24 protein-coding genes are annotated in these 23,530 nt (G+C 62.7%); 12 read left to right on the top strand and 12 right to left on the bottom strand.

The window, feature by feature from the left end; all coding sequences use genetic code 11:
* Nucleotides 1-100: 100 nt before the first annotated feature.
* From mctP to GGD53_RS22145, 6 genes are all read right to left on the bottom strand, one after another.
* Complete coding sequence (gene mctP / locus GGD53_RS22165; protein WP_184459007.1) at nucleotides 101-1,576, bottom strand: sodium:solute symporter family monocarboxylate transporter; 1,476 nt, start codon at nucleotides 1,574-1,576, stop codon at nucleotides 101-103.
* Entirely contained in the window at nucleotides 1,566-1,763 is a 198-nt protein-coding gene (locus tag GGD53_RS22160; protein ID WP_184459006.1) for a DUF3311 domain-containing protein, read from the bottom strand. The genes mctP and GGD53_RS22160 overlap by 11 nt, the downstream gene beginning before the upstream one ends.
* Nucleotides 1,764-1,775: 12 nt before the next feature.
* Nucleotides 1,776-1,907 (bottom strand): hypothetical protein, encoded by a 132-nt coding sequence (locus GGD53_RS32190; protein WP_281413928.1) that lies wholly within the window; start codon nucleotides 1,905-1,907, stop codon nucleotides 1,776-1,778.
* 127 nt (nucleotides 1,908-2,034) lie between these two features.
* Nucleotides 2,035-2,679: a response regulator gene (locus tag GGD53_RS22155; RefSeq protein ID WP_184459005.1), complete on the bottom strand. Its 645-nt coding sequence runs from the start codon at nucleotides 2,677-2,679 to the stop codon at nucleotides 2,035-2,037.
* Nucleotides 2,676-4,061 (bottom strand): cache domain-containing protein, encoded by a 1,386-nt coding sequence (locus GGD53_RS22150; protein ID WP_184459004.1) that lies wholly within the window; start codon nucleotides 4,059-4,061, stop codon nucleotides 2,676-2,678. The genes GGD53_RS22155 and GGD53_RS22150 overlap by 4 nt, the downstream gene beginning before the upstream one ends.
* Nucleotides 4,062-4,144: 83 nt before the next feature.
* Nucleotides 4,145-4,609, bottom strand: a complete 465-nt coding sequence (locus GGD53_RS22145) for an Lrp/AsnC family transcriptional regulator (protein ID WP_184459003.1) — start codon at nucleotides 4,607-4,609, stop codon at nucleotides 4,145-4,147.
* Between the two features lie 162 nt (nucleotides 4,610-4,771).
* Between GGD53_RS22145 and GGD53_RS22140 the strand changes: the two genes are divergently transcribed.
* From GGD53_RS22140 to GGD53_RS22120, 5 genes are all read left to right on the top strand, one after another.
* A complete protein-coding gene (locus GGD53_RS22140; RefSeq protein ID WP_184459002.1) occupies nucleotides 4,772-5,551 on the top strand; it encodes an ABC transporter ATP-binding protein in 780 nt (259 codons plus the stop codon).
* Between the two features lie 48 nt (nucleotides 5,552-5,599).
* Complete coding sequence (locus GGD53_RS22135; protein WP_184459001.1) at nucleotides 5,600-6,373, top strand: transporter substrate-binding domain-containing protein; 774 nt, start codon at nucleotides 5,600-5,602, stop codon at nucleotides 6,371-6,373.
* Nucleotides 6,374-6,383: 10 nt separating this feature from the next.
* The gene (locus GGD53_RS22130; protein ID WP_184459000.1) at nucleotides 6,384-7,109 is read left to right on the top strand and encodes an ABC transporter permease; all 726 of its coding nucleotides are present in this window, start codon (nucleotides 6,384-6,386) and stop codon (nucleotides 7,107-7,109) included.
* Between the two features lie 7 nt (nucleotides 7,110-7,116).
* Nucleotides 7,117-7,806, top strand: a complete 690-nt coding sequence (locus GGD53_RS22125; RefSeq protein WP_184458999.1) for an ABC transporter permease — start codon at nucleotides 7,117-7,119, stop codon at nucleotides 7,804-7,806.
* 76 nt (nucleotides 7,807-7,882) lie between these two features.
* Nucleotides 7,883-8,791 (top strand): homocysteine S-methyltransferase family protein, encoded by a 909-nt coding sequence (locus GGD53_RS22120; RefSeq protein WP_184458998.1) that lies wholly within the window; start codon nucleotides 7,883-7,885, stop codon nucleotides 8,789-8,791.
* Between the two features lie 57 nt (nucleotides 8,792-8,848).
* Here GGD53_RS22120 and GGD53_RS22115 read toward each other — a convergent pair whose 3' ends face one another.
* Nucleotides 8,849-9,283, bottom strand: a complete 435-nt coding sequence (locus GGD53_RS22115) for a MarR family winged helix-turn-helix transcriptional regulator (RefSeq protein ID WP_184458997.1) — start codon at nucleotides 9,281-9,283, stop codon at nucleotides 8,849-8,851.
* A gap of 206 nt (nucleotides 9,284-9,489) precedes the next feature.
* On the opposite strand from GGD53_RS22115, the gene GGD53_RS22110 reads away from it, so the two are divergent.
* Nucleotides 9,490-11,304 carry a chloride channel protein gene (locus tag GGD53_RS22110; protein ID WP_184458996.1) on the top strand — a complete coding sequence of 605 codons (1,815 nt, stop codon included), beginning with the start codon at nucleotides 9,490-9,492 and terminating at the stop codon, nucleotides 11,302-11,304.
* Nucleotides 11,305-11,393: 89 nt separating this feature from the next.
* On the opposite strand, the gene GGD53_RS22105 is transcribed toward GGD53_RS22110, so the two are convergent.
* From GGD53_RS22105 to GGD53_RS22085, 5 genes are all read right to left on the bottom strand, one after another.
* A complete protein-coding gene (locus tag GGD53_RS22105) occupies nucleotides 11,394-12,164 on the bottom strand; it encodes an ABC transporter ATP-binding protein (protein ID WP_184458995.1) in 771 nt (256 codons plus the stop codon).
* A gap of 9 nt (nucleotides 12,165-12,173) precedes the next feature.
* Nucleotides 12,174-13,157 (bottom strand): ABC transporter substrate-binding protein, encoded by a 984-nt coding sequence (locus tag GGD53_RS22100; protein WP_184458994.1) that lies wholly within the window; start codon nucleotides 13,155-13,157, stop codon nucleotides 12,174-12,176.
* A 38-nt stretch (nucleotides 13,158-13,195) separates the two neighbouring features.
* A complete protein-coding gene (locus tag GGD53_RS22095; RefSeq protein ID WP_184458993.1) occupies nucleotides 13,196-14,047 on the bottom strand; it encodes an ABC transporter permease in 852 nt (283 codons plus the stop codon).
* Nucleotides 14,048-14,057: 10 nt separating this feature from the next.
* Complete coding sequence (locus GGD53_RS22090; protein WP_184458992.1) at nucleotides 14,058-15,410, bottom strand: LLM class flavin-dependent oxidoreductase; 1,353 nt, start codon at nucleotides 15,408-15,410, stop codon at nucleotides 14,058-14,060.
* A gap of 332 nt (nucleotides 15,411-15,742) precedes the next feature.
* On the bottom strand, nucleotides 15,743-16,528 hold the full coding sequence (locus tag GGD53_RS22085; protein ID WP_184458991.1) for an IclR family transcriptional regulator: 786 nt from the start codon (nucleotides 16,526-16,528) through the stop codon (nucleotides 15,743-15,745).
* Nucleotides 16,529-16,748: 220 nt separating this feature from the next.
* Between GGD53_RS22085 and GGD53_RS22080 the strand changes: the two genes are divergently transcribed.
* From GGD53_RS22080 to GGD53_RS22055, 6 genes are read left to right on the top strand one after another with little or no spacing between them, the layout of a single operon-like run.
* Nucleotides 16,749-17,819, top strand: a complete 1,071-nt coding sequence (locus tag GGD53_RS22080) for an ABC transporter substrate-binding protein (RefSeq protein ID WP_184458990.1) — start codon at nucleotides 16,749-16,751, stop codon at nucleotides 17,817-17,819.
* Between the two features lie 22 nt (nucleotides 17,820-17,841).
* On the top strand, nucleotides 17,842-19,356 hold the full coding sequence (locus tag GGD53_RS22075; protein WP_184458989.1) for a sugar ABC transporter ATP-binding protein: 1,515 nt from the start codon (nucleotides 17,842-17,844) through the stop codon (nucleotides 19,354-19,356).
* Nucleotides 19,353-20,315, top strand: a complete 963-nt coding sequence (locus GGD53_RS22070; RefSeq protein ID WP_184458988.1) for an ABC transporter permease — start codon at nucleotides 19,353-19,355, stop codon at nucleotides 20,313-20,315. The genes GGD53_RS22075 and GGD53_RS22070 overlap by 4 nt, the downstream gene beginning before the upstream one ends.
* Nucleotides 20,312-21,253: an ABC transporter permease gene (locus GGD53_RS22065; RefSeq protein WP_184458987.1), complete on the top strand. Its 942-nt coding sequence runs from the start codon at nucleotides 20,312-20,314 to the stop codon at nucleotides 21,251-21,253. Before GGD53_RS22070 ends, GGD53_RS22065 begins: the two co-directional genes overlap by 4 nt.
* The gene (locus GGD53_RS22060) at nucleotides 21,250-22,206 is read left to right on the top strand and encodes an amidohydrolase family protein (protein WP_184458986.1); all 957 of its coding nucleotides are present in this window, start codon (nucleotides 21,250-21,252) and stop codon (nucleotides 22,204-22,206) included. The genes GGD53_RS22065 and GGD53_RS22060 overlap by 4 nt, the downstream gene beginning before the upstream one ends.
* Nucleotides 22,199-23,509: an alanine racemase gene (locus GGD53_RS22055; protein WP_184458985.1), complete on the top strand. Its 1,311-nt coding sequence runs from the start codon at nucleotides 22,199-22,201 to the stop codon at nucleotides 23,507-23,509. The genes GGD53_RS22060 and GGD53_RS22055 overlap by 8 nt, the downstream gene beginning before the upstream one ends.
* Nucleotides 23,510-23,530 lie beyond the last annotated feature (21 nt).

Genomic DNA, 23,530 nt, shown 5'->3' with positions numbered 1-23,530 from the left:
GCGTAAACCTCAATCTCTCGAACCGCCCGGTGCGGACCCGCATGCCGGGTGGTGTGGCAGGGGTGCGATCACATCGATCGCCCCCTATGCCGATTTCATCTCAGGCCCGAACCGCGGACCTGGCCGGAAGCAGAGCGTTGATCACGACGGCAACGCCGATGTTTGCCGCGAGCGCCAGCAGTCCGGTGTAGACGGTGAAGGGTTCGCCGCCGAGGCTGATCAGGTGCAGCGGCTTCCAGCCGGCATCCCAGACCAGGAAGGTGCCGCCGCAGAAGCCGACGAACCAGCCGGCAAGCAGGCCGGGTGCACGGAACCAGCCGGTGTAGAGACCGAAGACCAGCGCCGGGAGCGTCTGCAGGATCCAGATGCCGCCAAGCAGCTGCAGGTCGAGGGCGAACTGCGTCGGCAGGAACAGGATGACGAGAAGCGCGCCGACCTTCACCACGAGTGAGGTGATCTTCGCGACCTTGGCCTCGCCCGCATCGCTGACCTTGGGATCGACATAGGCCTTCCAGAAGTTACGGGTGAAAAGATTGGCAGCGCCAATGCTCATCACCGCCGCCGGCACCAGCGCGCCGATGGCGATCGCCGCAAAGGCGAAGCCGGAGAACCAGCCCGAAAACAGCGTCTTGAACAGCGTGGGAACGACGTCATTGGCGCTGTCGAGCTTCAGGTTGGCGGCGTGGCCCATATAGCCGAGCAGCGCCAGAAGGCCGAGCAGCAGCGTATAGGCGGGCAGCATGATCGCATTCTTGCGGATCGTCTTGCCGCTGTTGGAGGCAAAGATGCCCGTCAGCGTATGCGGATACATGAAGGCCGCAAGCGCCGAACCGAAAGCGAGCGTCGCATAGGCGACATATTGATTTCCGCCGAGCAGCAGGCTGCCGGAGCCCTTGGCCTGGAAGGCCGCATCGGCCGAGGCAAAGACATTGGCGTAGCCACCAAGCTTCGACGGGATCAACGCGACGGCTGCGATTACCACGATATAGATCATGATGTCCTTGACGAAGGCGATCAGCGCCGGGGCGCGCAGGCCGGCCGAATAGGTGTAGAGCGCCAGCACGATGAAGGCGATCGCCAGCGGCAGTTCGCCATGCAGCCCGAGCGCCTTCAGAACCGCCGTCATGCCGACGAGCTGCAGGGCGATATAAGGCATGGTGGCGATGACGCCCGTGGCCGCGACGGCGAGTTCGAGGCCGCGCGATCCGTATTGGCCATGGACGACGTCGGCCGCCGTCACATAGCCGAAATCCTTGGCGCGTTTCCACAACACCGGCATGACCATGAAGACGAAGGGATAGACGACGATGGTGTAGGGCAGCGCAAAGAAGCCGTAGGCGCCGACCGTATAGACCAGCGCCGGGACGGCGATCACCGTATAGGCGGTATAGAAATCGCCGCCGACGAGAAACCAGGTGATCCAGGTGCCGAAATTGCGGCCTCCGAGGCCCCATTCATCGATATGGGCGAGTGTCTCGGGCTTGCGCCAGCGGCTGGCGACGAAGCCCATGACGGTGACGAGGGCGAAAAAGAAGATGAAGACGGCGAGCGCCGTGCCGTTGATATCAGTCGTCATGGCGGGTGCTCCGATAGGCGATCCAGGTCAGCGTCGCGGTGATCGGCACCCAGAGAAGCTGATACCAGTAGAAGAAAGGAAAGCCGAAAAGCGACGGCTCACGCAGATTGTAGAATGACGGCCAGAGCAGCCCTATGTAGGGAATGATCAGCAGCCAGAGCGCTGCCTTGCTATGTGGTTTTTCCATGTCGGATACCTTTCAAGCGCCGCGGGCGGCGGTCGCCATGTTCCAGTTGTCGGCGTGGAAGGCAGGTCTGTCAGCCGGCGGCCGCGGCGAGCGCGGTTCGGATCGCTCGATCTTTCCAGCCGATCGAAAGCTGATGTAACGCATATGAATTCCTCCCAACGGCTCACCCTCGGCTGGCCGTGGATGGAGTCCTAGGACGTCGGTTTTGCCCTCACAAGATGGGTGTCAGGCCGAAATGCGGGGCTCTACCCAGAAGTGGGTAGACCGGGATTCATCTCACTTTGGAGATGATGCCGTGATCCAGCGCATAGCGGATGAGGCCTGCCGTCGTTGCGATACCGAGCTTCTTCTTGAGGTTCTTGCGGTGCGTTTCCGCCGTCGCGGCGGTTATTCCGAGCGCTTCGGCGATCTCCCGGTTGCTCCTGCCGGCAACGATCAGTCCGAGAATGTCGCGCTCGCGTGGCGTCAGCGGATCACTGCCCTCTTCCGCGCGTTCGCCCATCAGCGCGTCGAAGACACCCGAGGAGAAATAGGTGCCCCCGGCCGCAACGGTGTCGATGGCCGAGACGATCTCGTCGGTCGAAACATCTTTGAGCACGTAACCGGCAGCGCCATGCATGACCGAGGAGGAGATATATTCGCGGCTGTCGTGCATGGACAGCATCACGACCCGTGCCTGGGGAAGATCGTTCCTGAACAGTTCGATCGCATCGATGCCGCTGAGTTTCGGCATGTTGATATCCATCAGCACCACCTGCGGCTGGACCTGCCGGGCGATGTCGAGGCCTGTTTGCGCGAGACCAGCGGTGCCGGCGACTTCGATATGGTCGAATGTTTCCAATACGGCTTTCAATCCGTCCAGCACCAGCGGATGGTTGTCGATCAGGAGAACCCTGATTTTCGGCCGTTCACTCATGCGGCTTCCGCCTGCTTGCCGGCCGGCAGATTGGCCGACCTCGGCATCATTGCCGTCAGCGTCGTGCCGGACTCGCTGCTGTTGATGAGCAGCAGGCCCCGAAAGTGGGCCATCCGCTCCTGCATGTTGCGCAGCCCGAGGCCTGACCCGCCGGCTGCGCCGTCCTTGCTGCCGTCGAAGCCGGTGCCGTTGTCTGAAATCGTCATGCGGGCGCGGCCGCCGTCGCACCAGAGCTTCACCGAAAGCTTCGAGGCGCCCGCGTGCCGCTCGACATTGTTGAAGGCTTCCTGGGCGACGCGATAGAGGGCGGTGTTGGCCTCGGCTTTCAGCGTGCCGGTAAAGCCTGAAGCGTCGATATCAGTCTCGATCCCCGTGCGCTCGGCGAAATGATGACAGAGCGCCTCCAGTGCGGCGGTCAGGCCGAGATCGTCGAGCACGCGGGGGCGCAGATCGTGCGAGAGCCGCCGTATTTCCTTGATGGCGCCGTTCAGCGCCTCGACACCACGGTCGATGGTCAGCGCTGCATCGTCGACATTGGTCCTGACCTTGCGGCCGGCGAGATCCATCGCATAGCGCACCCCGAGAAGGTTCTGGGAAATGCCGTCGTGCAGCTCGCGGGCGAGCCGCGCGCGTTCTTCCTCCTGGGTATCGATGACCCGCTGCGTCAGCTCCTTGAGTCGGCTGTCAGCCATACGGCGCTCATGGAAGGTCAGCAGCATGCAGGTCGTGAAGACGACGAGCACCGAGGGTACGGCAATCAGCGCGACGATGACGAAGGTTCGTCTGATATTTGCGCGCGTCACGGCGTTGGCGGCCGCACTCTGGGCAAAGACGTCGTCGAGATAGACGCCGGTTCCCACCACCCAGTGCCATTTGTCGAGGCTGACGACGAAGGAGAGCTTGTCGGCGATCTGTCCGGTCGAGGGTTTCTGCCATTTGTATTGATGCAGGCCGCCGCCCGCCTTTGCCGTGGCGATCAGCTCGGCGATCACTTTGTCGCCGTCAGGATCGGTCAGATTCAGCCAATTTTGCCCATGCCGGAAGCTCTGGCGCGGATGGACGATATTGTTGCCGTCATAGTCGTAGACGAAGAAATAGCCATCCCTGCCGTAATCGAGCGAGGTCAGAATTTCAGCCACCTGCTGCTTGGCGGGTTCGTCGTCAGGACCGGCCTTGTCGTAGATCGCCTGGATGGCGGACAAGGCAAGATTGGTCAGGTTGAGGATTTCGGTTTCCTTGGTCTTCAGCATGTTCTGCTCGAACGTGTCGATGCTGTTCTTGGCGAGATTTGCCGATTGCCAGGTGATGAAGGTGGTGATTGCAAGGATCGAAATGACGAGCGGGACGATCGCCAATGCGATGATCTGGTGTCGTAGGGTCAAGTTCGTTCCTCCCGAAATGCGTCCGGAATTATGCCCTTTGTCCGACATGAGTCCAGCAGCTTGCCGGCGGCACGAGGTGATGGCTATTCCAGCGGCACGAACAGGCCGAGCTTGACGTCCCGCAGCACCACATTCGTATGCATGCGGCGGATCTGCGGATTGTCAGCCATGATGAGGGCGGCGATGTCATCATAATGCTCGACGTCGCGGGCGGTGACGATCGCGATCAGATCGACCGCGCCGGTGACGTAATAGACCTGCTGGATATGATCCTGTTTTTCCGCCCAGAGGCGGAACTTCGCCAAGGCGTCGTAATTGTCCCGCTCGATCTCCATCCCGACGATGAACACCATCGATGTCCCCGTCGCCTTCCGGTCGAGGACGGCGACCTCCGCCTTGATGATGCCCTCCTCGCGCAGCCGCTTCAGCCGCCGCTGCACGGCCGAGACCGACAAACCTACCCGCTCGGCGATCGTTTCGGCCTTCAGCTGGCAGTCGCGCTGAACTATGTCGAGGATGTCACGGTCAAAACGATCCAGCTGTTCCATTGTCCAGTCCATTTCGGCGTTTCGCGGCTCATGCGTTCTGCCTGATTTGCCGCATGAGAAAGATTATTTTGCACATTAAATGCAGAATAGGCAGAAATTGCGCGAAAAAACCGCGCAACTTTATCATTATCCTTCGCAAACTCAGTTCAGTCGGACCCATGCATGTCGGATCAGCCCATTCCTGCTCTTCGCGTCGAAGATCTTCATAAAAGCTTCGGCTCGCAACAGGTTCTCAAGGGTATTTCGGCCGAGGCCCATAAGTCTGACGTCATCTCCATTATCGGCTCGTCCGGTTCTGGCAAGAGCACCTTCCTCAGATGCATCAATTTTCTGGAAACGCCGGATCGTGGCCGCATCGCTGTGAACGGCGAGGAGGTCGCTCTGAAAACCGGCCGCGGCGGGCGGCTGCAGCCGCAGAGCTGGCGGCAGATCGAGCGGCTGCGAACCGGGCTTGGCATGGTCTTTCAGAGCTTCAATCTCTGGGCTCATCGGACCGTGCTGGAAAACGTCGTCGAGGCGCCGGTGCATGTCATGGGCGTTTCCAGGCGCGAAGCGATCGAAAAGGCGGAAGCTCTGCTGCACAAGGTCGGGCTTTTCGACAAGCGCGACGCCTACCCCGCCTTTCTCTCTGGCGGCCAGCAGCAGCGCGCGGCGATCGCAAGAGCGCTCTGCGTCGATCCCGCCGTCATGCTGTTCGATGAGCCGACATCGGCGCTCGATCCCGAGCTGGTTGGCGAGGTACTGAAAGTCATCCGAGATCTGGCGGAAGAGGGCCGGACCATGCTGATCGTCACGCATGAAATGCGCTTCGCTCGCGACGTTTCAAGCCGCGTCCTCTTCCTGCACCAAGGGCGGATCGAGGAGGAAGGCCCGCCGGAACAAGTCTTCGGGACGCCCGTCAGCGCCCGCTGCCGGGAATTCACCGGTCTCACCGCCCACTGATCTCGCATCGAGCCATCACCCACAATACGAACCAGGAGAACCCTGCGAATGAAACTGCTCCCCACGCTTTTCGCCGGCGTCGCATTTGCGCTTTCCGCCGTCGCGGCACAGGCCGAAGTCCGCTTCGGCGTCATGAACGAAGCTTATCCGCCCTTCTTCGCCAAGGACGCTTCGGGCCAGTGGCAGGGATGGGAAATCGACCTGATGAATGCCGTCTGCGAAGAGATGAAGGAGAAATGCTCGATCGTCGAGATCTCCTGGGACGGCCTCATTCCAGCTCTTCAGAGCAAGAAGTTCGACGTGATCTGGTCGTCGATGTCGAACACCGCGGAACGTGCGAAGGTAATCGACTTCACCGACAAATATTACAACACGCCGAGCACCCTGATCGGCCCCAAGGACCAGAAGCCGGGCGCCACGGCCGAGGATGTGAAGGGCAAGACCATCGGCATCCAGGTGTCGACGATCCAGTCTGAATATTACAAGAAGTATTTTGCCGCTGCCGCCGAGGAAAAGACCTACCAGACGCTCGACGAGGCTTTCCAGGATCTCGCTTCCGGCCGCATCGACTACGTCTTCGGGGATTCGCTGGCGCTTGACGCCTTCCTGAAAAGCGATGCCGGCAAGGATTGCTGCGCCAACATGGGCGATGTCGCCGACGACAAGGAGATTCTCGGGGCTGGCGTTTCTGGCGGCTTGCGCAAGGAAGATACCGAATTGAAAGCCAAGCTGAACAAGGCAATCGCGGCAGTGCGCGCCAGCGGTCAGTATGACGCGATCACCAAGAAATACTTCGACTTCGATATCTACGGCGCGAAGTAAGCTCTTAGAAATGGCGACCGCGCAACAAGGCATTCTGGACCTGCTCTCCCCCTATCCTCCGGGATGGGGCGGCGTTCTCTTGGCAGGTGCGGTCTCCACGGTCGCCATCTCGGCCTGCGCCTTCGCCGTCGGTCTGCTGTTCGGCACCGGCGGTGCGCTGGGAAAGCTTTCCGGCAACCCTGTGCTCCGCCTGATGCTCGATCTCTATACGACGGTGATCCGTGCCGTTCCCGAACTGATCCTAATCGTCGGACTCTATTATGCCGGCACCGATGGCCTCAACCAGCTGCTGGCGGTATTCAGCCTGCCGCCGGTCGAGGTGAACGGCTTCGTCGCAGCCGTCGCCGTGCTCGGTTTCGTGCAGGGCGCCTATATGACCGAGGTGCTGCGCGGCGCGATTCTCGCCATCCCCGTCGGCCAGATCGAGGCCGCCAAGGCTTTCGGCATGGGGCCGATGCTGCGCTTCCGCCGCATCCTGCTGCCGGCGCTGTTGCCGAACGCGCTGCCGGGTCTTGCCAATCTGTGGATGTCGGTCACCAAGGACAGCGCGCTGGTCGCGGTCGTCGGCTATCAGGAGTTAGCGCTCGCCACCCGTCTCGCCGGGGCAAGCACCAAGCACTACTTCGTTTTTTTCCTCGCTTCGGCAGTTCTCTATCTCGCCATCACACTCGCTTCCAACGTCGTCTTCAAACTGATCGAAGGGCGGGTGCGGCGGGGACAGCCGCGTCTGGCCTGAGGCCGCCATGAGTTTCACCTGGATCTCCTCCTATTGGCCGCTGCTTCTGACCGGCGCCTGGCAGACCGTAGCGCTGCTGGTCATATCAGTGGTGTTCGGTTTCATGATCGCCATCGGTCTCGCCTTCGCGCAGGTCAGCGGCGGCAGGCTGACGCGGCTCGCCGCCCGCGCCTACTGCACCTTCTTCCGCGGCACACCGCTGCTGATCCAGCTTTGGCTCCTCTATTATGGGGTCGGCTCGCTGCTGCCCATGATCCCCGGCATCCGCCAGAGCCTGTTCTGGCCGATTCTGCGCGAGGGCTTTTTCTTCGCTTCCGTCAGCTTCACGCTGAATTATGCGGCCTATGAGGCGGAAGTGCTGCGCGGTGCGCTGCTTGCCGTTCCCAAGGGCGAGCTCGAGGCCGGTCGGGCTTTCGGCCTGTCGCCCTGGAAGCTCACCCGCCGCATCTGGTTGCCGCGCGCCATTCGCATCGCCCTGCCGACCATTGCCGGGGAAATCGTCATGCAGCTCAAAGCGACGCCGCTCGCCTTCACGGTGACGGTGATGGATCTCTACGCCGTCGCCAACAAGGTTCGCCAGGACACGTTGCTCGTCTATGAACCGCTCATCGTCGTCACCCTCTTTTATCTCGCCTTGACCGCGGTAATCGCCCACGTCTTTCGAGGGCTCGAAGCGCAGGTGCCGGTTCGCCGCTAGGCCACGAAAAGCTCGCCACTTTGTTTTGAAAGCCCGCCGCCGATTACGGCGCGACAGCCTGAATGGAGACTACCTCATGAGCACAACGCGAATTCTCGATGGCGGCATGAGCCGCGAGCTTCTGCGACTGGGCGCCGAAATCAAGCAGCCGGAATGGTCGGCGCTGGCGCTGATGAATTCGCCTGACATCGTTCGGGAGGTACACCAGGAATTCATCGCCGCCGGCTCCGAGATCATCACGACGAACAGCTATGCGCTCGTGCCCTTCCATATCGGCGAAGACCGCTTTCAGCAGGAGGGGCCGGCGCTGATCCGCCTCGCAGGTCGCCTCGCGCGCGAGGCTGCAGATGCCGTGACCGACAGGAAGGTGCTGGTTGCCGGCTCGCTGCCGCCGATCTTCGGCTCCTACGAACCGCAGAATTTCCGGCCTTCCCGGGTGCAGGACTATCTCAAGGTGCTGGTCCAAAACCTCGCTCCCTTCGTCGATATTTGGCTCGGTGAGACTTTGAGCCTGATTGCCGAGGGCGAGGCCGTCCGCAAGGCGGTGGCGGCATCGGGCAAGCCGTTCTGGATTTCCTTCACCTTGGCGGATGACGAGGCGGCGATCAGGGGCGACACGCCGAAACTCCGCTCCGGCGAAAGCGTCGAGGAGGCGGCATCATGGGCGGTGTCATCGGGTGCGGCGGCTTTCCTATTCAATTGCAGCAAGCCCGAGGTCATGCGGGGCGCGGTCGAGACGGCGGCACGGGTGTTCCGCGAGAGGAATGCTCAGATCGAAATCGGCGTCTATGCCAATGCGTTCGAAGGAGAAACAGGCGAGGCAGCCGCCAATGAAGGCCTGCACGATACCCGTGACGACCTGAACGACGATGCCTACTCGCGCTTTGCCTGCTCCTGGGCCGAGGCAGGTGCTACGATCATCGGCGGCTGCTGCGGCATCGGCGCAGCCCATATCCATCGCGTCAGGAACACGCTCTTCGGTTGAAGCGACGACCGACGAGATGCAGGCTGGGACGATGGCTACATCTGCCGGCTCTGTCACTCACTGCGCCTTCGGTGCCGTCTTCTGAAGCTCGAGAAGAAGCTCGATCAGTTTCGGGGCCATCACCCTGATTTCTGAGAGATGGACGGCGCTCAGTCTGGTCAGAAGCTCGTCCGCCTTGTCGGTCAGGGCGAGCGTCTGGCGGCGCCGATCGGCCGGGTCGGCATGGCGTTCGACGAGCCCCGCATCCGACAGCCGCCCGACAAGCTCGGTCGCCGTATGGGGCGCAATGATGAGCCTATCGGCCAGCATGCCGATGGTCATAGCATCGCCGCGTTGGCCCTTGATCGCCAGCAGAGCCTGGTGCTGTTGTGGAGGCAGCCCTTCCGACTGTGCGGCGGAGGCGCTGAAGTCCATGAATTGACGAAGTGCGAATCTGAGGTCGGCAAGAGCCTCGTAATCCTCCCGTCTCAGCGGCGGCGCGGCTTTCTTCAAACTCGTTCTCCTCTGCCGCTCGTCCGCAGGTGGCGATCCGTGCGGGAGTTATTTCCGGTATCGAATAGATGGGCGGGCGTCAGCCGGTCAAGCGAAGCATGTTCAAAAGACATGTTCGTCTTCACGCTTTCATCCGTTGATTTATATCGTATTACGATATATTCAAGCCGCTCAAGCATACCTATTTCCGCGTAGCAGAGGCTTCCATGGCGCAGCATCAAACCAGCAACAGGCCGCACGACTTTACGGGCGGTCTTTCCCGGCGCGAGGCCGGAGATTTCACAACCGACAGGCGGGTTCTCGTCCTGATCGGCATGGCCATCATCATCGGCTCCGCCGGCGCCTTTGCAGCATGGTGCCTCGTCAGCCTCATCGCGCTGGTGACCAATGTCATCTGGTTCGGGAAGATCGGCATCGAGCCCGCCTCGCTCGCCGGCGTGACGCGTTCGCTGTGGGTGGTGCTGGTGCCGCCGCTCGGAGGGCTCGCGATCGGGCTGATGGCCCGCTTCGGATCCGAGAAGATCCGCGGCCACGGCATCCCGGAAGCGATCGAGGCCATCCTGATCGGCGGCAGCCGGATGTCGCCGAAGGTCGCTGTCCTGAAGCCGCTATCTTCGGCGATCTCGATCGGAACGGGCGGTCCGTTCGGCGCCGAGGGACCGATCATCATGACCGGTGGCGCGATCGGCTCGCTTTTCGCCCAATTCTTTCACATGAGCGCGGCCGAGCGGAAGACGCTTCTCGTTGCGGGTGCGGCCGCAGGCATGACGGCGATCTTCGGCTCGCCGATATCAGCGGTCATGCTGGCAGTCGAACTGCTGTTGTTCGAATGGAAGCCGCGCAGCTTCATTCCCGTCGCCGTTGCCGCCTGCGTGTCGATCTGCTGGCGTCCGCTGCTGTTCGGCGCCGGTCCGCTGTTCCCGGCCCATTTCCAGGTGACCTTGCCTTGGTGGGGGATTTTCGCCTGTGCGGCAATGGGCATCATTTCAGGTCTGCAATCCGGCTTGCTGACGACGCTGCTCTACAAGATCGAGGACCTGTTCGAAGCATTGCCGATCCACTGGATGTGGTGGCCGGCGCTTGGCGGTCTCGTCATCGGTCTCGGTGGTCTGATCGAACCGCGGGCCATGGGCGTCGGCTACGATATCATCGACGGGCTGCTCAACAACCGGTTGCTCGCACCGGCCGTACTGTCGATCCTGCTGGTGAAGACGATCATCTGGCTGTTTGCCCTGTCATCCGGCACTTCGGGCGGCGTGCTCGCGCCGCTCCTGATTTTCGGCGGCGCACTCGGATGGCTGGTCGGCATTGCCATGCCGGGCAACGATCCCGGCTTCTGGGCACTGCTCGGAATGGCCGCGATGATGGGCGGAACCATGCGCGCACCGCTGACGGGGACCTTCTTCGCGATGGAGATCACCGGCGACGTCAGTACGCTCGTTCCCCTGCTCGCGGCAACCGTGGTCGCCTATGCCGTCACGGTCCTTTTGCTGCGCCGCTCGATCCTCACCGAGAAGATCGCGCGCCGCGGTCAGCACATCACCCGCGAATATGGTGTCGACCCGTTTGAGCTGTCCCGGGCAAGGGAGATCATGATCAGCGATGTCGACACGCTTCCTGTCAGCATGACGGTCGGCGAGGCCTGCGATTTCTTCGCCACCCGAGAGAAGACGCACCGGATCTATCCGCTCGTCGATGCCGCAGGTAAATTGGCCGGCATTGTTTCGAGGGCCGACGCTCTGCTCTGGCAGGGAAAATCGGAGTTGGCCACCCAAACGCTTGCGGAAAATGTCACAGACGACTCGGTTCCCGTGGGGCATCCCGATGATACGGTCGCCTTCATCGCCGACCTGATGCTGTCGACGGACAGCGGCCGCATTCCGATCGTCGATCCAGCATCGGGCAAGCTGTGCGGCCTGATCGCCCGCAAGGATCTGCTGCGGCTGCGCAGTTCATACCGGTCAGCGGAACTGGACCGGCGGCCCTATCTGGCCGCCAGTTCGAGGAGCAAGTTGCAATAGCGGTTGGGGCTTTCCTCCGAATCGCTGCCGCAACTGCCGCGCGCCGCATGAATAGGTCCCATGCGGCGCGTGTTTGCGTCTGGAAGCGGTCAATGCAGCCCGAAGAGATTGAGCAGCTCCTCCCGGTGCCGGACGAATTCCGGCGCGCTGCGGTCGCGGGGACGCGGCAGATCGATTTCGATCAGGCGCGGCTCGGCTCCCTTCTCCCGCGGCAGGATCAGGATCCGGTCGGCGAGATAGATCGCCTCTTCGAGGTCGTGTGTGACGAGAATGGTTGTCACATCCTCGTCGCGCCAAATCCGCGCGAGCTCCTGCTGCATGCCGATCTTGGTCATGGCGTCGAGCGCGCCGAGCGGTTCGTCGAGCAATAGGATCTCGGGCTGGACGGCAAGCGCCCGGGCGATGCCGACGCGCTGCGCCATGCCGCCGGAGAGCTGCCGGGGATAGGCCGCCTCGAATTGCTGCAGGCCGACGAGCTTGACATAGTGGCGTGCCCGCCCCCTCGCCTGCTCGTGGGAGAGGCCTCTCGTTTTCAGTCCGAAAGCGACGTTGTCGAGTACCGTAAGCCAGGGAAGAAGGCGCGGCTCCTGGAAGATGACGGCGCGTTCGGCGCCGACGCCTCGTATTGCCTTGCCATCGACCAGAACCTCCCCGGTGTCGGAATCCTCAAGTCCGGCGAGAACCCTGAGCAGGGTCGTCTTGCCCGAACCGCTGGCGCCGACGATGGCGAGGCTTTCGCCGGAGCGGATATGGAGATTGATATCCTTCAGAACCTGCAGGGGTTTGCCGTTCAGTCTGTAGGATTTGGAGAGACGACGGATCGTCACCTCTCCGCGGCGAATATCCTCAGCGACGCTCATCACGGTTCCTCAATTGCTTGCCGGTTTGGCGTCGGCGGTAAAGAGAATGTCCTTGGCCGCCAGCTGGCCTTGCTTCAGCTTGCCTTCGCGAACCAGGACGTCGATCCAGAACTGGATGTCGCGCTCGACCGGCAGGCCGCCGGCGCGCACGCCGTAACCGCGGAAGTACTGCGCGATATCGGGATTCTCGCCACGTTCGGCGAGCGCCTTGGCGAGGATCTTCTTGGTTTCCTCGGGATGCTCGCGGGCATAGTCGAGAGCGCGGGCCGACTGCTCGACGAAGATTTTCGAGGCTTCCGGATGTTGCTTGATGAAATCACGGCGCAGGACCACGAAGCCGCCGGCGATGTCGCCGAGTACGTCGGTATCGTCGAAGACAGCACGCAGGCCGCCGTTCTTGAGTGCGGCGCCCTCGAAGGTCGTCTGCCAATAGCCGAAGGCGGCGATATCGACTTGCTTGGAGCGCAGCACCTGTTCGAGCTGCGGCCCGGGAACGACGACCTGATTGGCGGAGTCGCTCGGCAGACCGACGGAATGCAGGGCCTCGCGGATCGTGTAGTCGAGATGCGCGCCGAGCGTGTTGACGGCGATGCTCTTGCCGACAATGTCCTTGATTGTTTTGATCGGGCTGTCCTCCAGCACGTAGAAGGTCGACTGTACTTCGTCATTGATGCCGTTCGACGGATAAGCGGCGACGAAGTCGTTGCCGCCGATGATCGAGTTCAGGACCGCGGAGGTGGCGGCGCTGCCGATCTCGACATCACCGGATGCCAGAGCGATCAGGGAGGCCGGGCCGCCCTGGGCATAACCGACATTCTCAAACGTGATGCCTGTGCCGTCGAAATAGCCGAGTTCGGCGGCAAGTTCATGGGCGGCAAGACCGCCCTGGCTCGCGAGATAGCGCAGCTTCACGGTGTCGGCGGCTGCGGCTGGCGTGGCGAGACCGAGCGCTATCACAGCCGGCAGGAGAAAATTGCGAGGATGGAACGTCATGGGATGTCCTTTCGGAAAAGAAAAATCGGAGGAAGAGATCAGGTGCTCGGCTGAGACCAGCGGCAGAGACGGCGCTGCAGGAGAACGAGCAGGGCATTCGCGGCAAGGCCGAGGAAGGCGAGCAGCAGGATCGCCGCAAACATCAGCGGGATCTGGAAGTTATACTGGGCGTTCATCACCTGAAAGCCGATGCCCTTGTTGGCGCCGATCATCTCGGCGGCGATCAGCAGCAGAAGCGCAGTCGTCGCCGAAAGACGCAGGCCGACGAAGATTGCCGGGACGGATGCCGGCAAGATGACGCGCCGGAAGACGGTCAGCGGTCCGGCGCCATAGGTGCGCGCCATCTCGATGAGCTTCTGGTCCACCTCCTTGACGCCGCCGATCGTGGCGAGCAGCACCGGAAACAATGTCGCCCAGAAGATCACAAAGATCTTGGAGGTTTCGCCGAGGCCGAGCAGCAGGATGAAAACCGGATAGAGCGCCAGCGCCGAGGTCTGCCGGAAGAGCTGCAGGATCGGGTCGAGCGCCTGTTCGACCAAGCGAAACTGGCCCATGAACAGGCCGAGCGGAATACCGACAACGACGGCAAAGGCGAAGGCGGTTCCGGAGCGCTGCAGGCTGATGGCGATGTCATCGAGCAAGGCGCCATTGGCAAGATTGGTCCACAGCGCCGAAAGGATCACGTTCAACGGCGGGAAGACGGCGGGATTGATCCAGCCCCTGGTGCTCGACACCTGCCAGAGCACGAGAAAGCTGATGAGCAGACCGTAGCGCGGCAAAAATGCCGCTAGCACTCCGCGCACATTGGAGACCAGAGGGGAACTATTGCTTTTGCTGCTTTTCAGACGGCCGAAGCTTCTCGGAAGAGCCTGGTTGATTTCGTAGGCCATTGGTTTCTCCTCACTCCGCTGCCTCAAGAACAGTGCGTCCGGCAGCCCAGCGGTTTGTCGGGAAAGGCAAGCCGAGATTTTCCCGGAGCGTCTTGCCTTCATAGGCAGTGCGGAACAGGCCGCGGCGCTGGAGTTCGGGGATGACGAGATCGACAAAGTCGTCGAGCGCCGTCGGCAGCCAAGGCGGCAAAATGTTGAAGCCGTCGGCGGCTTCGTTCTCGAACCATGTCTGCAGCGTATCGGCGATCTGCTCGGCCGTGCCGACGATGGTGTAGTGACCGCGGGCCGAGGCGATCCACTGATAGAGCTGGCGGATGGTGAAGTTGTTTTCATCGGCGATCTGGCGGATCAGCGCCTGGCGGCTCTTCATGCCTTCGGTCGGGGGCGCTGGCGGAAGAGGCCCGTCTAGATCATAACCGTGCAGGTCGAGCGTGCCGCCGGTGAGGCCGTTGAGGAGGCCGATTCCATCCTCTTCGACAATGAGCGAGGTCAGCCGGTCGTATTTCTCGCGCGCCTCGGCCTCGGTCCGGCCGACGAAGGCGGATACGCCGGGCATGACCAGGATGTGATCGGGGTTGCGGCCGAGGCCGCGGGCGCGTGCCTTGATATCGCGGTAGAATTCCTGGGCTGTTTCGATGTGCTGATGGGCGGTGAAGATCACTTCGGCGGTTGCTGCGGCAAGTCCGCGTCCGTCCTCGGACTGTCCGGCCTGCACGATTACGGGATGCCCCTGCGGCGAGCGCGAGACGTTGAGCGGGCCGCGCACGCTGAAATGCTCGCCGCGGTGGTCGGTGTCGTGCAGCTTCGCCGGATCGAAGAAGACGCCGGTCTCCTTGTCGCGGATGAATGCGTCGTCCTCGAAGCTCTCCCAGAGTTTGCGGACGACCTCGACATGCTCGGCGGCGCGGCGATATCGTTCGGCATGCGGAAGCTGGGTTTCGCGGTTGAAGTTCTGCGCCGTGAGGTCGCCCGTGGTGGTGACGACATTCCAGCCGGCGCGCCCGTTCGAGATCAGATCGAGCGAAGCGAACTTGCGGGCGGTCGTATAAGGTTCCTCGTAGGTGGTCGAGGACGTCGCGATGAAGCCGAGATGGGTGGTGAGAGGCGCAAGGGCGGAGAACAAGGTGACGGGCTCGAAGCCGGCCACGCGGGCGTTGCCGCCATCACGGGCTCCGCCGAAACCGACGGCCAGTCCATCGGCCAGGAAGTAGGCATCGAAGAGACCGCGTTCCGCCGTCAGGGCGAGTTGCTTGTGAAATTCGAAACTGGTCGCGCCGTCGACCGGCTGGTCGGGATGCCGCCACGATGCAACATGCTGTCCACCGCCGGGAAGAAATGCCCCAAGCCTGATTTTCCGTGTCATTTCGCGTCCTCTCCGTTCATCGGCGACAGCCCGTCTTGCCAAAGAGCAAGGCAGAAAGATCTGGCGCTGAGGACATCAGAATACGTACCCTATAAATTTAATAGAGAAACTTCATTCCGTAGTTTCGGGAGAAGGGTGAATAGATTTGCGGGATTGGACTGAATCTCGAAATCAATATCGAAGTGGACAACCAACGCATGGCTCGTCCTGCGGCGGCTCTTCGACGTGCAGGCGGCAGAAAACCAGCGCCAGAGTGCTGTGATTCAAGGAAGCACAGGGCGCGGTGCGGCTTCCCGTAGGAAGTCACGCCGGCGATTAATGCGTGTTCGGTATCAGCCTCGTTTCGGCCGGGCCGGGGCATGCTCCAAGCCCGCGGCGGCCTTCTTCAGGCAATCGAGGTAGCGGTCGCGGTTCGCGATGCCGTCGTCGCGCGGCGTGACCAGGCAGAGCGTTGCAGCCGCATGACCCTCCTCGCCCCGCACCGGCACGGCAAAACAATGGGTAAAGCTGTCGACGATGCTGTTGAAGGTAAAGAGACCTTCTCGCTCGGCCTGGCGGACCTCGACGATGAAGCTTTGCGGATCGAGCCATTCGCCGTTCGGCAGACGAAAATCCTGCGATGGAATGAAGTTCAGGATTTCCTGATCGGACAGATGCGCGACGAGCAGACGTCCGGAGGCTGTCCACGGGATCGGCACCGACTGGCCGATATCGGTCGAAATGCGGAATGGCCGCGCGCCTTCGCGCATGCGCACGACCGTATATTTATTTCCGTCCAGCATGCAGAACTGCGCCGTCTCCCGCGTTTCGTCGGCGAGTTGTTCCAGCGCGGCCTCGCATTCGCGGGTGAAATCGAAATGGTTTTCATAGGCGGCGCCGAGGAAATAAAGCTTACGGCCGAGATAGACGCGCCCCTCGCCGCCCGTGAATTCCAGAATGCCATTGCTCAGCAGCAAGTTGACGAGCTCATAAACCGATGAACGCGGCGCGCCGATCTGCGCTGCGATTTCATTCGGCTTCAAAGCCTGCCGTTTCTGGCGCAGGAAATCGAGGATTTCGAAGGCGCGGTCGAGCCCTCGGGCACGCTTGCCGATTGCTTCGTCCTGAATTGCGTCCATTGCTGTCGATCCCAATTTCTGTTCGGCCAAGCTTTTCAAACCCTCTGCCGCATCTGTCAACCGATCCTGTTGTTCCCGGCCGACGAAAATTTTTATCACCCCTCTTGCGAGGTGGAAAAATCGGCATAAGATCGGCCGTCCGGTATTTAGATCATATGTACATTATATTGGACAAAAACAGATGGCAAGCATTAAGGCTGCCACACAAAAGGGGATCGACATGAAAAATTCTGAAAACAGCATTTCTGCCTCGCGTCGCCGCCGCCTTCTCGCCGGCGCTGCCGCTGCTGCCGCCCTTCTCGTTCTTTCCACCGGCTCGGCCTCGGCTGCCGCCAATTGCATCAAGGGTGACAGGAAGGCGCCTTTCACGATCGGCTGGGCGAATATCTATTCGGTGCCGACCTGGATGAAACAGACCGAAGGCACGATTACGGCCGAGGTGGAGGAGTTGAAAAAGGCAGGTCTCGTCAAAGACCTGATGATCACCGATGCGCAGGGCAACGCCCAGACGCAGATCCAGCATATCCAGTCGATGATCGATGCCAATGTCGACGCCATCGTCGTGATCGCCGGTTCCTCCACCGCCCTCGACCGCGTCATCTCCGACGCCTGCGACAAGGGTATTGCGGTGGTGAATTTCGACAGCCTGGTCAATACCGACAAGGTGACGGCGAAGATCAACACCGATTCCAACGAATGGGGCGCGACGGCTGCCAAGTGGATGGTGAGCCAGCTCGGCGGCAAGGGCAAGATCATCGTCATGAACGGTCCGGCCGGCATTTCGGTGAGCGACGACCGCCGCAAGGGCGCCCAGCCGGTTCTCGATGCCAATCCGGGCATCCAGGTGATCACCGAGACCAACACGGAATATAATGTCGCGCCGGCACAGGAAGCGATGACGAGCCTGCTCTTCGCCAATCCCGAAATCGACGGCGTGCTGTCGCTCGGCGGAGCCCTGTCTGCCGGCTCCGTCCTCGCCTTCGAGCGTCAGGGCCGCGATCAGGTGCCGACAACAGGTGAAAATGCCCGCCAGTTCCTCGAGCTCTGGAAAGAGAAGGGGCTGAAGGGCTGGGCGACGATGCAGCCCAACTGGCTCGGCGCGCTTTCCGTCTATACCGCGGTCCAGGCGCTGCAAGGCAAGGATGTCCCGGCCTTCGTCAAGGTGCCGCTGCCTGTCATCGACGACAGCTCGATCGGCGGCTATCTCGCACGGGCCGACAAGTTCCCGGCCGACGGCTATATCTACTCGGACTACGACAAGGCGCTCTTCGACAAGCTGCTGACCAAGTAATCCGCGTCTGGGGAACGTCGTCATGACGGAAGAAAACCCGCTGCTGGAAGCCCGGCAGGTGTTCAAGGGATTTTTCGGCAATCCGGTTTTGAAGGGCGTCGACATCGCCCTTCTGCCGGGCAGGGTTCATGCCCTGCTCGGCGAAAACGGCGCCGGCAAGTCCACCCTGATCAACCTTCTGTCCGGCGCCCTCCAGCCCGACGGCGGGTCCATCCTTGTCGACGGCAAACCCGTCGGGCGTTTCAGCCCGGCGGAGGCCCGCAAAGCCGGTATCGCTGTGGTTCAGCAGGAGCTGAGCCTGACGGCCAGCCTCTCGATTGCCGAAAATATCGGGCTCGGCGCCTTTCCGCGCCGCTTCGGCCTCATTGATTACCGAGCGCTTCATCGCCGGGTGCAGGAGGTCTGCGGCATGGTCGGGCTCACCGAACCGCTCGACATGCCGGTCGCCGACCTCGCGCTCGGCCGCCGCCAGATGGTGGAGATCGCCAAGGCGCTGTTCCGCAAGCCGCGCGTGTTGATCCTCGACGAGCCGACCTCGTCACTCTCGGCCCATGAAGCCGGCGTCCTCGCCCGGCTGATCGAGGCGCTCCGGGGTCGCGGCATGGCACTCCTCTATATTTCCCACCGCCTCAACGAGGTGCAGGCGCTCTGCTCGCATGTCACGGTGCTGAAGGACGGCGGGGTCACTGCGGATCAGTCGCTCTCCGGCATCGACGGCGAAGGGCTGGTGCGTCTCATGGTCGGCCGCGAGACCGGCGACCTGTTCCCGTCGCGCGGCGCCACTACACCCGGTGTCATACGCATCAGCGTCGAAGGCTTTTCCGCCGGCACGGTGCGCGACATCGCCTTCTCCGCCCGCGCCGGCGAGATCGTCGGCATCGGCGGTCTTGTGGGTCAAGGGCAGGAGGACCTGCTGCTTGGCTTCTACGGCGCCATTCCTTCGTCAGCCGTCCGAGCGGAAGTCTCCGGCAAGTCCGGCCTGCCCGCTGACGTCGGCGAGGCGAACGCGGCTGGCATCGTCTATGTCCCGGCCGACCGCAAGCACGAGGGGCTGGTGCTGTCGCATTCGATCGCCTCCAATCTCATCCTGCCGTCGCTCGGACGGCTTGCCGCCAAGGGCTTGCGCGACCGGCGGGCGGAAACCGGCCTGGTCGCCAAGCTCGCACACCGGCTGACGATCAAGGGTGATACGGCCCGGCCGGTGCAGGCGCTTTCCGGCGGCAACCAGCAGAAGGTGGCGCTCGCCAAATGGCTGCCGCTCGATCCGTCCGTGCTGCTGCTCAACGACCCGACGCGCGGTGTCGACATCGAGACCAAGCGGGAAATCTATCTCATGCTCCGCGCCTTCGCCGCCGAGGGGCGGCTCGTCATTCTCGCCAGTTCCGATACGCCGGAACTCGTGCATCTCTGCGATCGTGTCGTGGTTCTGCGCGAGGGCCGCGTCGCGGCGGTGCTGTCGCAGGATGATATCAGTGAAGGAGCGATCGTCGGTGCGGCCATGGGCGTCAGCACCACGGCACAGGGAGAGGCGGCATGAACACCAATTCTTCATCCCGGCTCTATCCCTCGATCCAGATGCGCCGCAATCGCGGCCTCTCCGGCCTCTATCTTGTCGTCGCGGCCTTTCTCATCCTCTATGCGATGCTCTTTCCGGGCATCCTTTCGATCGGCGGCTTCTCGAAGTTCACGCAGAACTGGTTCCCGCTCGCACTCGTCACCATGGCGCAGGCGCTGCTCATGCTGAACGGCGGCATCACGCTGGCGATCGGTCCGCTCGTCAGCCTCGGCGCGGTCATCGCCGCGACGACGATGGAAGGGGCGCTCGGCGTGTCGGGCGGCATTCTCGCGGTCGCCGCCGCCGGCCTTGCGGTCGGCGCCGCCACCGGCGCCATCGTCACCTATCTGAGGCTTCCCGCTATCATCGTCACGCTCGCCGGCTCCTTCATCATCAGCGGCGTCGCACTCATCCTGCTGCCGCGGCCGGGTGGCATCGTTCCCGACTGGCTGTCGACGGTGCTGGCCGGCCATACGCCCGTCGCCTTTCTGATGCTCTTGGCGATCCTGGCGCTGTGGAAGCTGTTTCTCGCCACGCCGCTCGGCCTCGGCATCTATGCGGCCGGCGACAACCCGGTCGGCGCATTCCGTTCCGGCGTGCCGGTCGAACGGGTGAAAGTCACGGCTTTTGCGCTCTCCGGTCTGCTGGCAGCGCTGACCGGCCTCTTCGTCGCCGCGCAGACCGGCTCCGGTGATCCTGTCATCGGCACGCCCTTCACGCTGAACTCGATCGCTGCCGCCGTGCTCGGCGGCGTCGGCTTCCTCGGCGGCAAGGGCACGATGCGCGGTGCGATCTGCGGCAGCCTGCTGCTCTCGGTCATGATCAACGTCATGTTCTTCCTCGGCTTCCCGCCGGTGGCGCAATATGTCGCTCAAGGATTGATCATCGTCGGCGCGGTCGCCGTTCCGGAACTTCTTTGCGCATGGAGGGCAAGGCGATGAACATCATCAGATCGGCATTCCGCAACCCGCCGTTCCTGACCTTTCTCCTGGTGGCGCTCGTCTGGATCATCGCAAGCTTCACGCTGCGCGGCTTCGGCGCCTACGGCCACTTGCGTTACCTCCTCGAACTCGCCGCCGTGATCGGCATCGTCGCCGCCGGGCAGACGCTGGTTATTCTGATGGGCGGCATCGACCTTTCCGTCGGCGCTGTCATCACGGTCACGGCGATCCTGTTGCCGCTGATTTCGCCGGCATGGGATCCGACCGGCCTTGCCGGCATCGCGGCGGCGCTTGCCATCGCCACCGGCATCGGCTTGATGAACGGCGCAGGTGCCACCTATCTCCGCGTCCCGCCGATCATCATGACGCTTGCCATGGCGACCTTCCTGCAGGGCCTGCTCGTCATCGTTGCCGGCGGAAGTGCGGTCACCGTCAGCAATCCCGCCGTCATCCTGCTTGGGCAGGCGCGGCCGCTCGGCATTCCCTCGGGCATCATTCTCTGGCTCGCTGTCGCGGTCGTCGTCCTGCTGCTCGTCCACCGCATGCCGATCGGCGCCCGTTTCCTGGCACTCGGGGCGAACCCGCTGGCCGCCCGGCTTTCCGGCGTCAGCGTCACTCGCAACACGCTGATCGCGCATACCCTGTCGGGCCTTTTCGCAGGGCTTGCCGGCATTCTGGTTCTCGGCATGAACCGGCAGGGTTATGTCGGCATCGGCGATCCCTATCTGCTGACCTCAATCGCTGCCGTCGTGCTCGGCGGCACCTCGATCCTCGGCGGCCGCGGCACCTATGCCGGGACCATCCCGGGAGCGATCCTGCTTGTGACGGCGACGGCGCTGATCACCGTCGTCAACGCTTCGCCCGGCTGGCGGTCGATCATGTTCGGCACGCTGATCCTCGCCCTTCTGCTCGTTTCCGGCCGCGAGGCGCGCCGATGACGGGACGCTATGATGGGCCGGTGATCGACCCGCACCACCATCTCTGGGACCTCGGCCTTCAGCGTCATCCCTGGCTTCATAAAGCGCGGGTATCAGGTGAAGGGATGGTGTTCGGGAGCCTGGCGCCGATCCTGCGCGACTATGGCATCGACGATTATCGAGCCGACGCCGCGCGCCAGAACGTGGTTGCGACCGTCCATGTCGAGGCCGGCTGGTCCGCTGCCTATCCGCTGGAGGAGAGCCGCTGGCTGGATGGCCTCGACCGCGGATCCGGTGTGGCGCACCGTTATATCGCCGGCATTGACCTCGACCGGCCGGACGCCCTGCGCCTGCTCGAGGCGGAAGCGGAACATCCCAACGTCGTCGGCATCCGCGATATTCTGAGCTGGCATCCCGATGTGGCCAAGAGTTTTGCGTCGCGTCCGGATCGCATGAGCGATCCTGCCTGGCGAGCAGGCCTTGCCCATGCCACGCGGCTCGGGCTCGTCTTCGACCTGATGCTCTATCCCTGGCAGATGGGTGAAGCGCTCGAGCTCGCCCGGGCTTTTCCGCAAACGCTTTTCGTGCTCAATCACGGCGGAAGCCCTGCCGACAGGACACAGGAGGGCATGGCGCTCTGGCGCCGCGGCCTGCGGGCGCTCGGCAGAGAGCCCAACGTGCGGCTGAAGATTTCCGATCTCGTCGCCTACGACAATGACTGGACACTCGAAAGCCTGCGGCCGGTGATCGAGCATTGCCTCGAATGTTTCGGTCCTGAACGTTCGATGTTTGCGAGCGACTTTCCGGTCGCAGGTTTGCACGCCTCTTTCGACGAGATCTATGAGATTTTCCGAACGGTCGCCTCACAATTCTCTCTGGACGAGCAGCGCGCTCTGTTCTTTGCCACCGCCAACGACACCTACCGTCTCGGCATCGCCGACCCGGCCGACGCCCGGAGGGATTGCCTTGTCTGACCTTCATGCTGCGTGGGAAAACGCGCTGATCGATGAGCGGGTGCGCGGTTTTCCGCCGGGGCATCCGCCGCTTTCGCTCTCGGAAATCGGCAAGCAGGGGTGGAAGCCCTATGACGGCAGGATGGCTCTGCCGCTGATCTCGCTCGACCGGCAGGCCTTCTCCTCCAATGTCGAACTGATGATGGCCTATGTGAAAAGCCATGGCGCCGAAATCGCCCCGCATGCCAAGACGCCGATGTCGACGGTGCTTGCAGAGGCGCTTGTGACGGCGGGTGCCTGGGGCACGACAGTCGCCGATATCCGCCAGGCCGCCGTCCTGCTCGAGGCTGGACAGCGCCGCCTGATCCTCGCCAACGAGATCGGCGGCGTGGCCGCGGCCAGACGGCTTGCCGCCCTGCTTTGCCGATATCCCGATGCTGAACTTCACGTCTTCGTGGATTCGGCAGCGCTTGTCGAAGCGCTCCGGTCCGCATGGCGCGAGCGTTCGGACCTGCCGTCGCTCGGCCTGCTGGTGGAGCTCGGCGCAGGTCGCGCCGGTCTCCGTAGCGCCGCTGCCGCGGAGACAGTCCTCGATGCAATCCTTGCCGCCGAGACGTCGACCTTCCGGTTGAGCGGCATCGCCGCCTATGAAGGTGCTGCCGCGACCGTCGATGCGACAGAGACGATGCTTCGCATCGAGACTCTGATGGCAATGACGGCAGATTTTCTGCCGAAGGTGCGCGCCCGCACCGGCCCTGACCGGCCGCTTCTTGTGACATCAGGCGGCTCGGTGTTTTTCGATGTCGTGATCGCCGGGCTTTCGGCCGCGGTTGCGGCCGATCCGGCCTGCCGGCTGATCCTGCGCAGCGGCGCCATCTTCTTCCACGATCACGGCGTCTACGAGCGCGGCCTTGCCGGTCTCGATGCGCGCGGCGGTTTCCGTGTGGCTGGCGAGACGCTTTCGGCGGCGGCAGGGTTTCGTCCGGCGCTGCGGGTCTGGGCCGAAGTCCTGTCGCGGCCGGAGCCGCGGCTTGCGATCTCAGGCATGGGCCTGCGCGACGTGGCGATGGACCAGGGCCTGCCACGGCCGCTGGCGCTCTATCGCGATGGAGCATATATCGGCGATCTCAAGGGCGCCGAGGTTTTCCGACTCAACGATCAACACGCCTTCGTCGCCCTCGCCGAGGGCAGTGACGTCCGCGTCGGCGACGTGATCGAGTTCGGCATCTCGCATCCATGCACCTGCCTTGACCGGCACGCCATTCTCTACGGTCTCGACCCCGAGCATTCGGTGACGGCGGCCTATCTCACAAGCTTCGGCTGACCTCTCCTTCCAAAAAGCAAG

Origin of the sequence: Rhizobium aethiopicum (genome assembly GCF_014197535.1) — a bacterium.
Classification (GTDB): domain Bacteria; phylum Pseudomonadota; class Alphaproteobacteria; order Rhizobiales; family Rhizobiaceae; genus Rhizobium; species Rhizobium aethiopicum_A.
This window is presented reverse-complemented; position numbering and strand designations above follow the sequence as displayed.

Coding starts and splice junctions, on each gene's coding strand:
- mctP (WP_184459007.1), bottom strand. CDS start 1,576: ATGACGACTGATATCAACGGCACGGCGCTCGCCGTCTTCATCTTCTTT.
- GGD53_RS22160 (WP_184459006.1), bottom strand. CDS start 1,763: ATGGAAAAACCACATAGCAAGGCAGCGCTCTGGCTGCTGATCATTCCC.
- GGD53_RS32190 (WP_281413928.1), bottom strand. CDS start 1,907: ATGCGTTACATCAGCTTTCGATCGGCTGGAAAGATCGAGCGATCCGAA.
- GGD53_RS22155 (WP_184459005.1), bottom strand. CDS start 2,679: ATGAGTGAACGGCCGAAAATCAGGGTTCTCCTGATCGACAACCATCCG.
- GGD53_RS22145 (WP_184459003.1), bottom strand. CDS start 4,609: ATGGAACAGCTGGATCGTTTTGACCGTGACATCCTCGACATAGTTCAG.
- GGD53_RS22140 (WP_184459002.1), top strand. CDS start 4,772: ATGTCGGATCAGCCCATTCCTGCTCTTCGCGTCGAAGATCTTCATAAA.
- GGD53_RS22135 (WP_184459001.1), top strand. CDS start 5,600: ATGAAACTGCTCCCCACGCTTTTCGCCGGCGTCGCATTTGCGCTTTCC.
- GGD53_RS22130 (WP_184459000.1), top strand. CDS start 6,384: ATGGCGACCGCGCAACAAGGCATTCTGGACCTGCTCTCCCCCTATCCT.
- GGD53_RS22125 (WP_184458999.1), top strand. CDS start 7,117: ATGAGTTTCACCTGGATCTCCTCCTATTGGCCGCTGCTTCTGACCGGC.
- GGD53_RS22120 (WP_184458998.1), top strand. CDS start 7,883: ATGAGCACAACGCGAATTCTCGATGGCGGCATGAGCCGCGAGCTTCTG.
- GGD53_RS22110 (WP_184458996.1), top strand. CDS start 9,490: ATGGCGCAGCATCAAACCAGCAACAGGCCGCACGACTTTACGGGCGGT.
- GGD53_RS22105 (WP_184458995.1), bottom strand. CDS start 12,164: ATGAGCGTCGCTGAGGATATTCGCCGCGGAGAGGTGACGATCCGTCGT.
- GGD53_RS22100 (WP_184458994.1), bottom strand. CDS start 13,157: ATGACGTTCCATCCTCGCAATTTTCTCCTGCCGGCTGTGATAGCGCTC.
- GGD53_RS22095 (WP_184458993.1), bottom strand. CDS start 14,047: ATGGCCTACGAAATCAACCAGGCTCTTCCGAGAAGCTTCGGCCGTCTG.
- GGD53_RS22090 (WP_184458992.1), bottom strand. CDS start 15,410: ATGACACGGAAAATCAGGCTTGGGGCATTTCTTCCCGGCGGTGGACAG.
- GGD53_RS22085 (WP_184458991.1), bottom strand. CDS start 16,528: ATGGACGCAATTCAGGACGAAGCAATCGGCAAGCGTGCCCGAGGGCTC.
- GGD53_RS22080 (WP_184458990.1), top strand. CDS start 16,749: ATGAAAAATTCTGAAAACAGCATTTCTGCCTCGCGTCGCCGCCGCCTT.
- GGD53_RS22075 (WP_184458989.1), top strand. CDS start 17,842: ATGACGGAAGAAAACCCGCTGCTGGAAGCCCGGCAGGTGTTCAAGGGA.
- GGD53_RS22070 (WP_184458988.1), top strand. CDS start 19,353: ATGAACACCAATTCTTCATCCCGGCTCTATCCCTCGATCCAGATGCGC.
- GGD53_RS22065 (WP_184458987.1), top strand. CDS start 20,312: ATGAACATCATCAGATCGGCATTCCGCAACCCGCCGTTCCTGACCTTT.
- GGD53_RS22060 (WP_184458986.1), top strand. CDS start 21,250: ATGACGGGACGCTATGATGGGCCGGTGATCGACCCGCACCACCATCTC.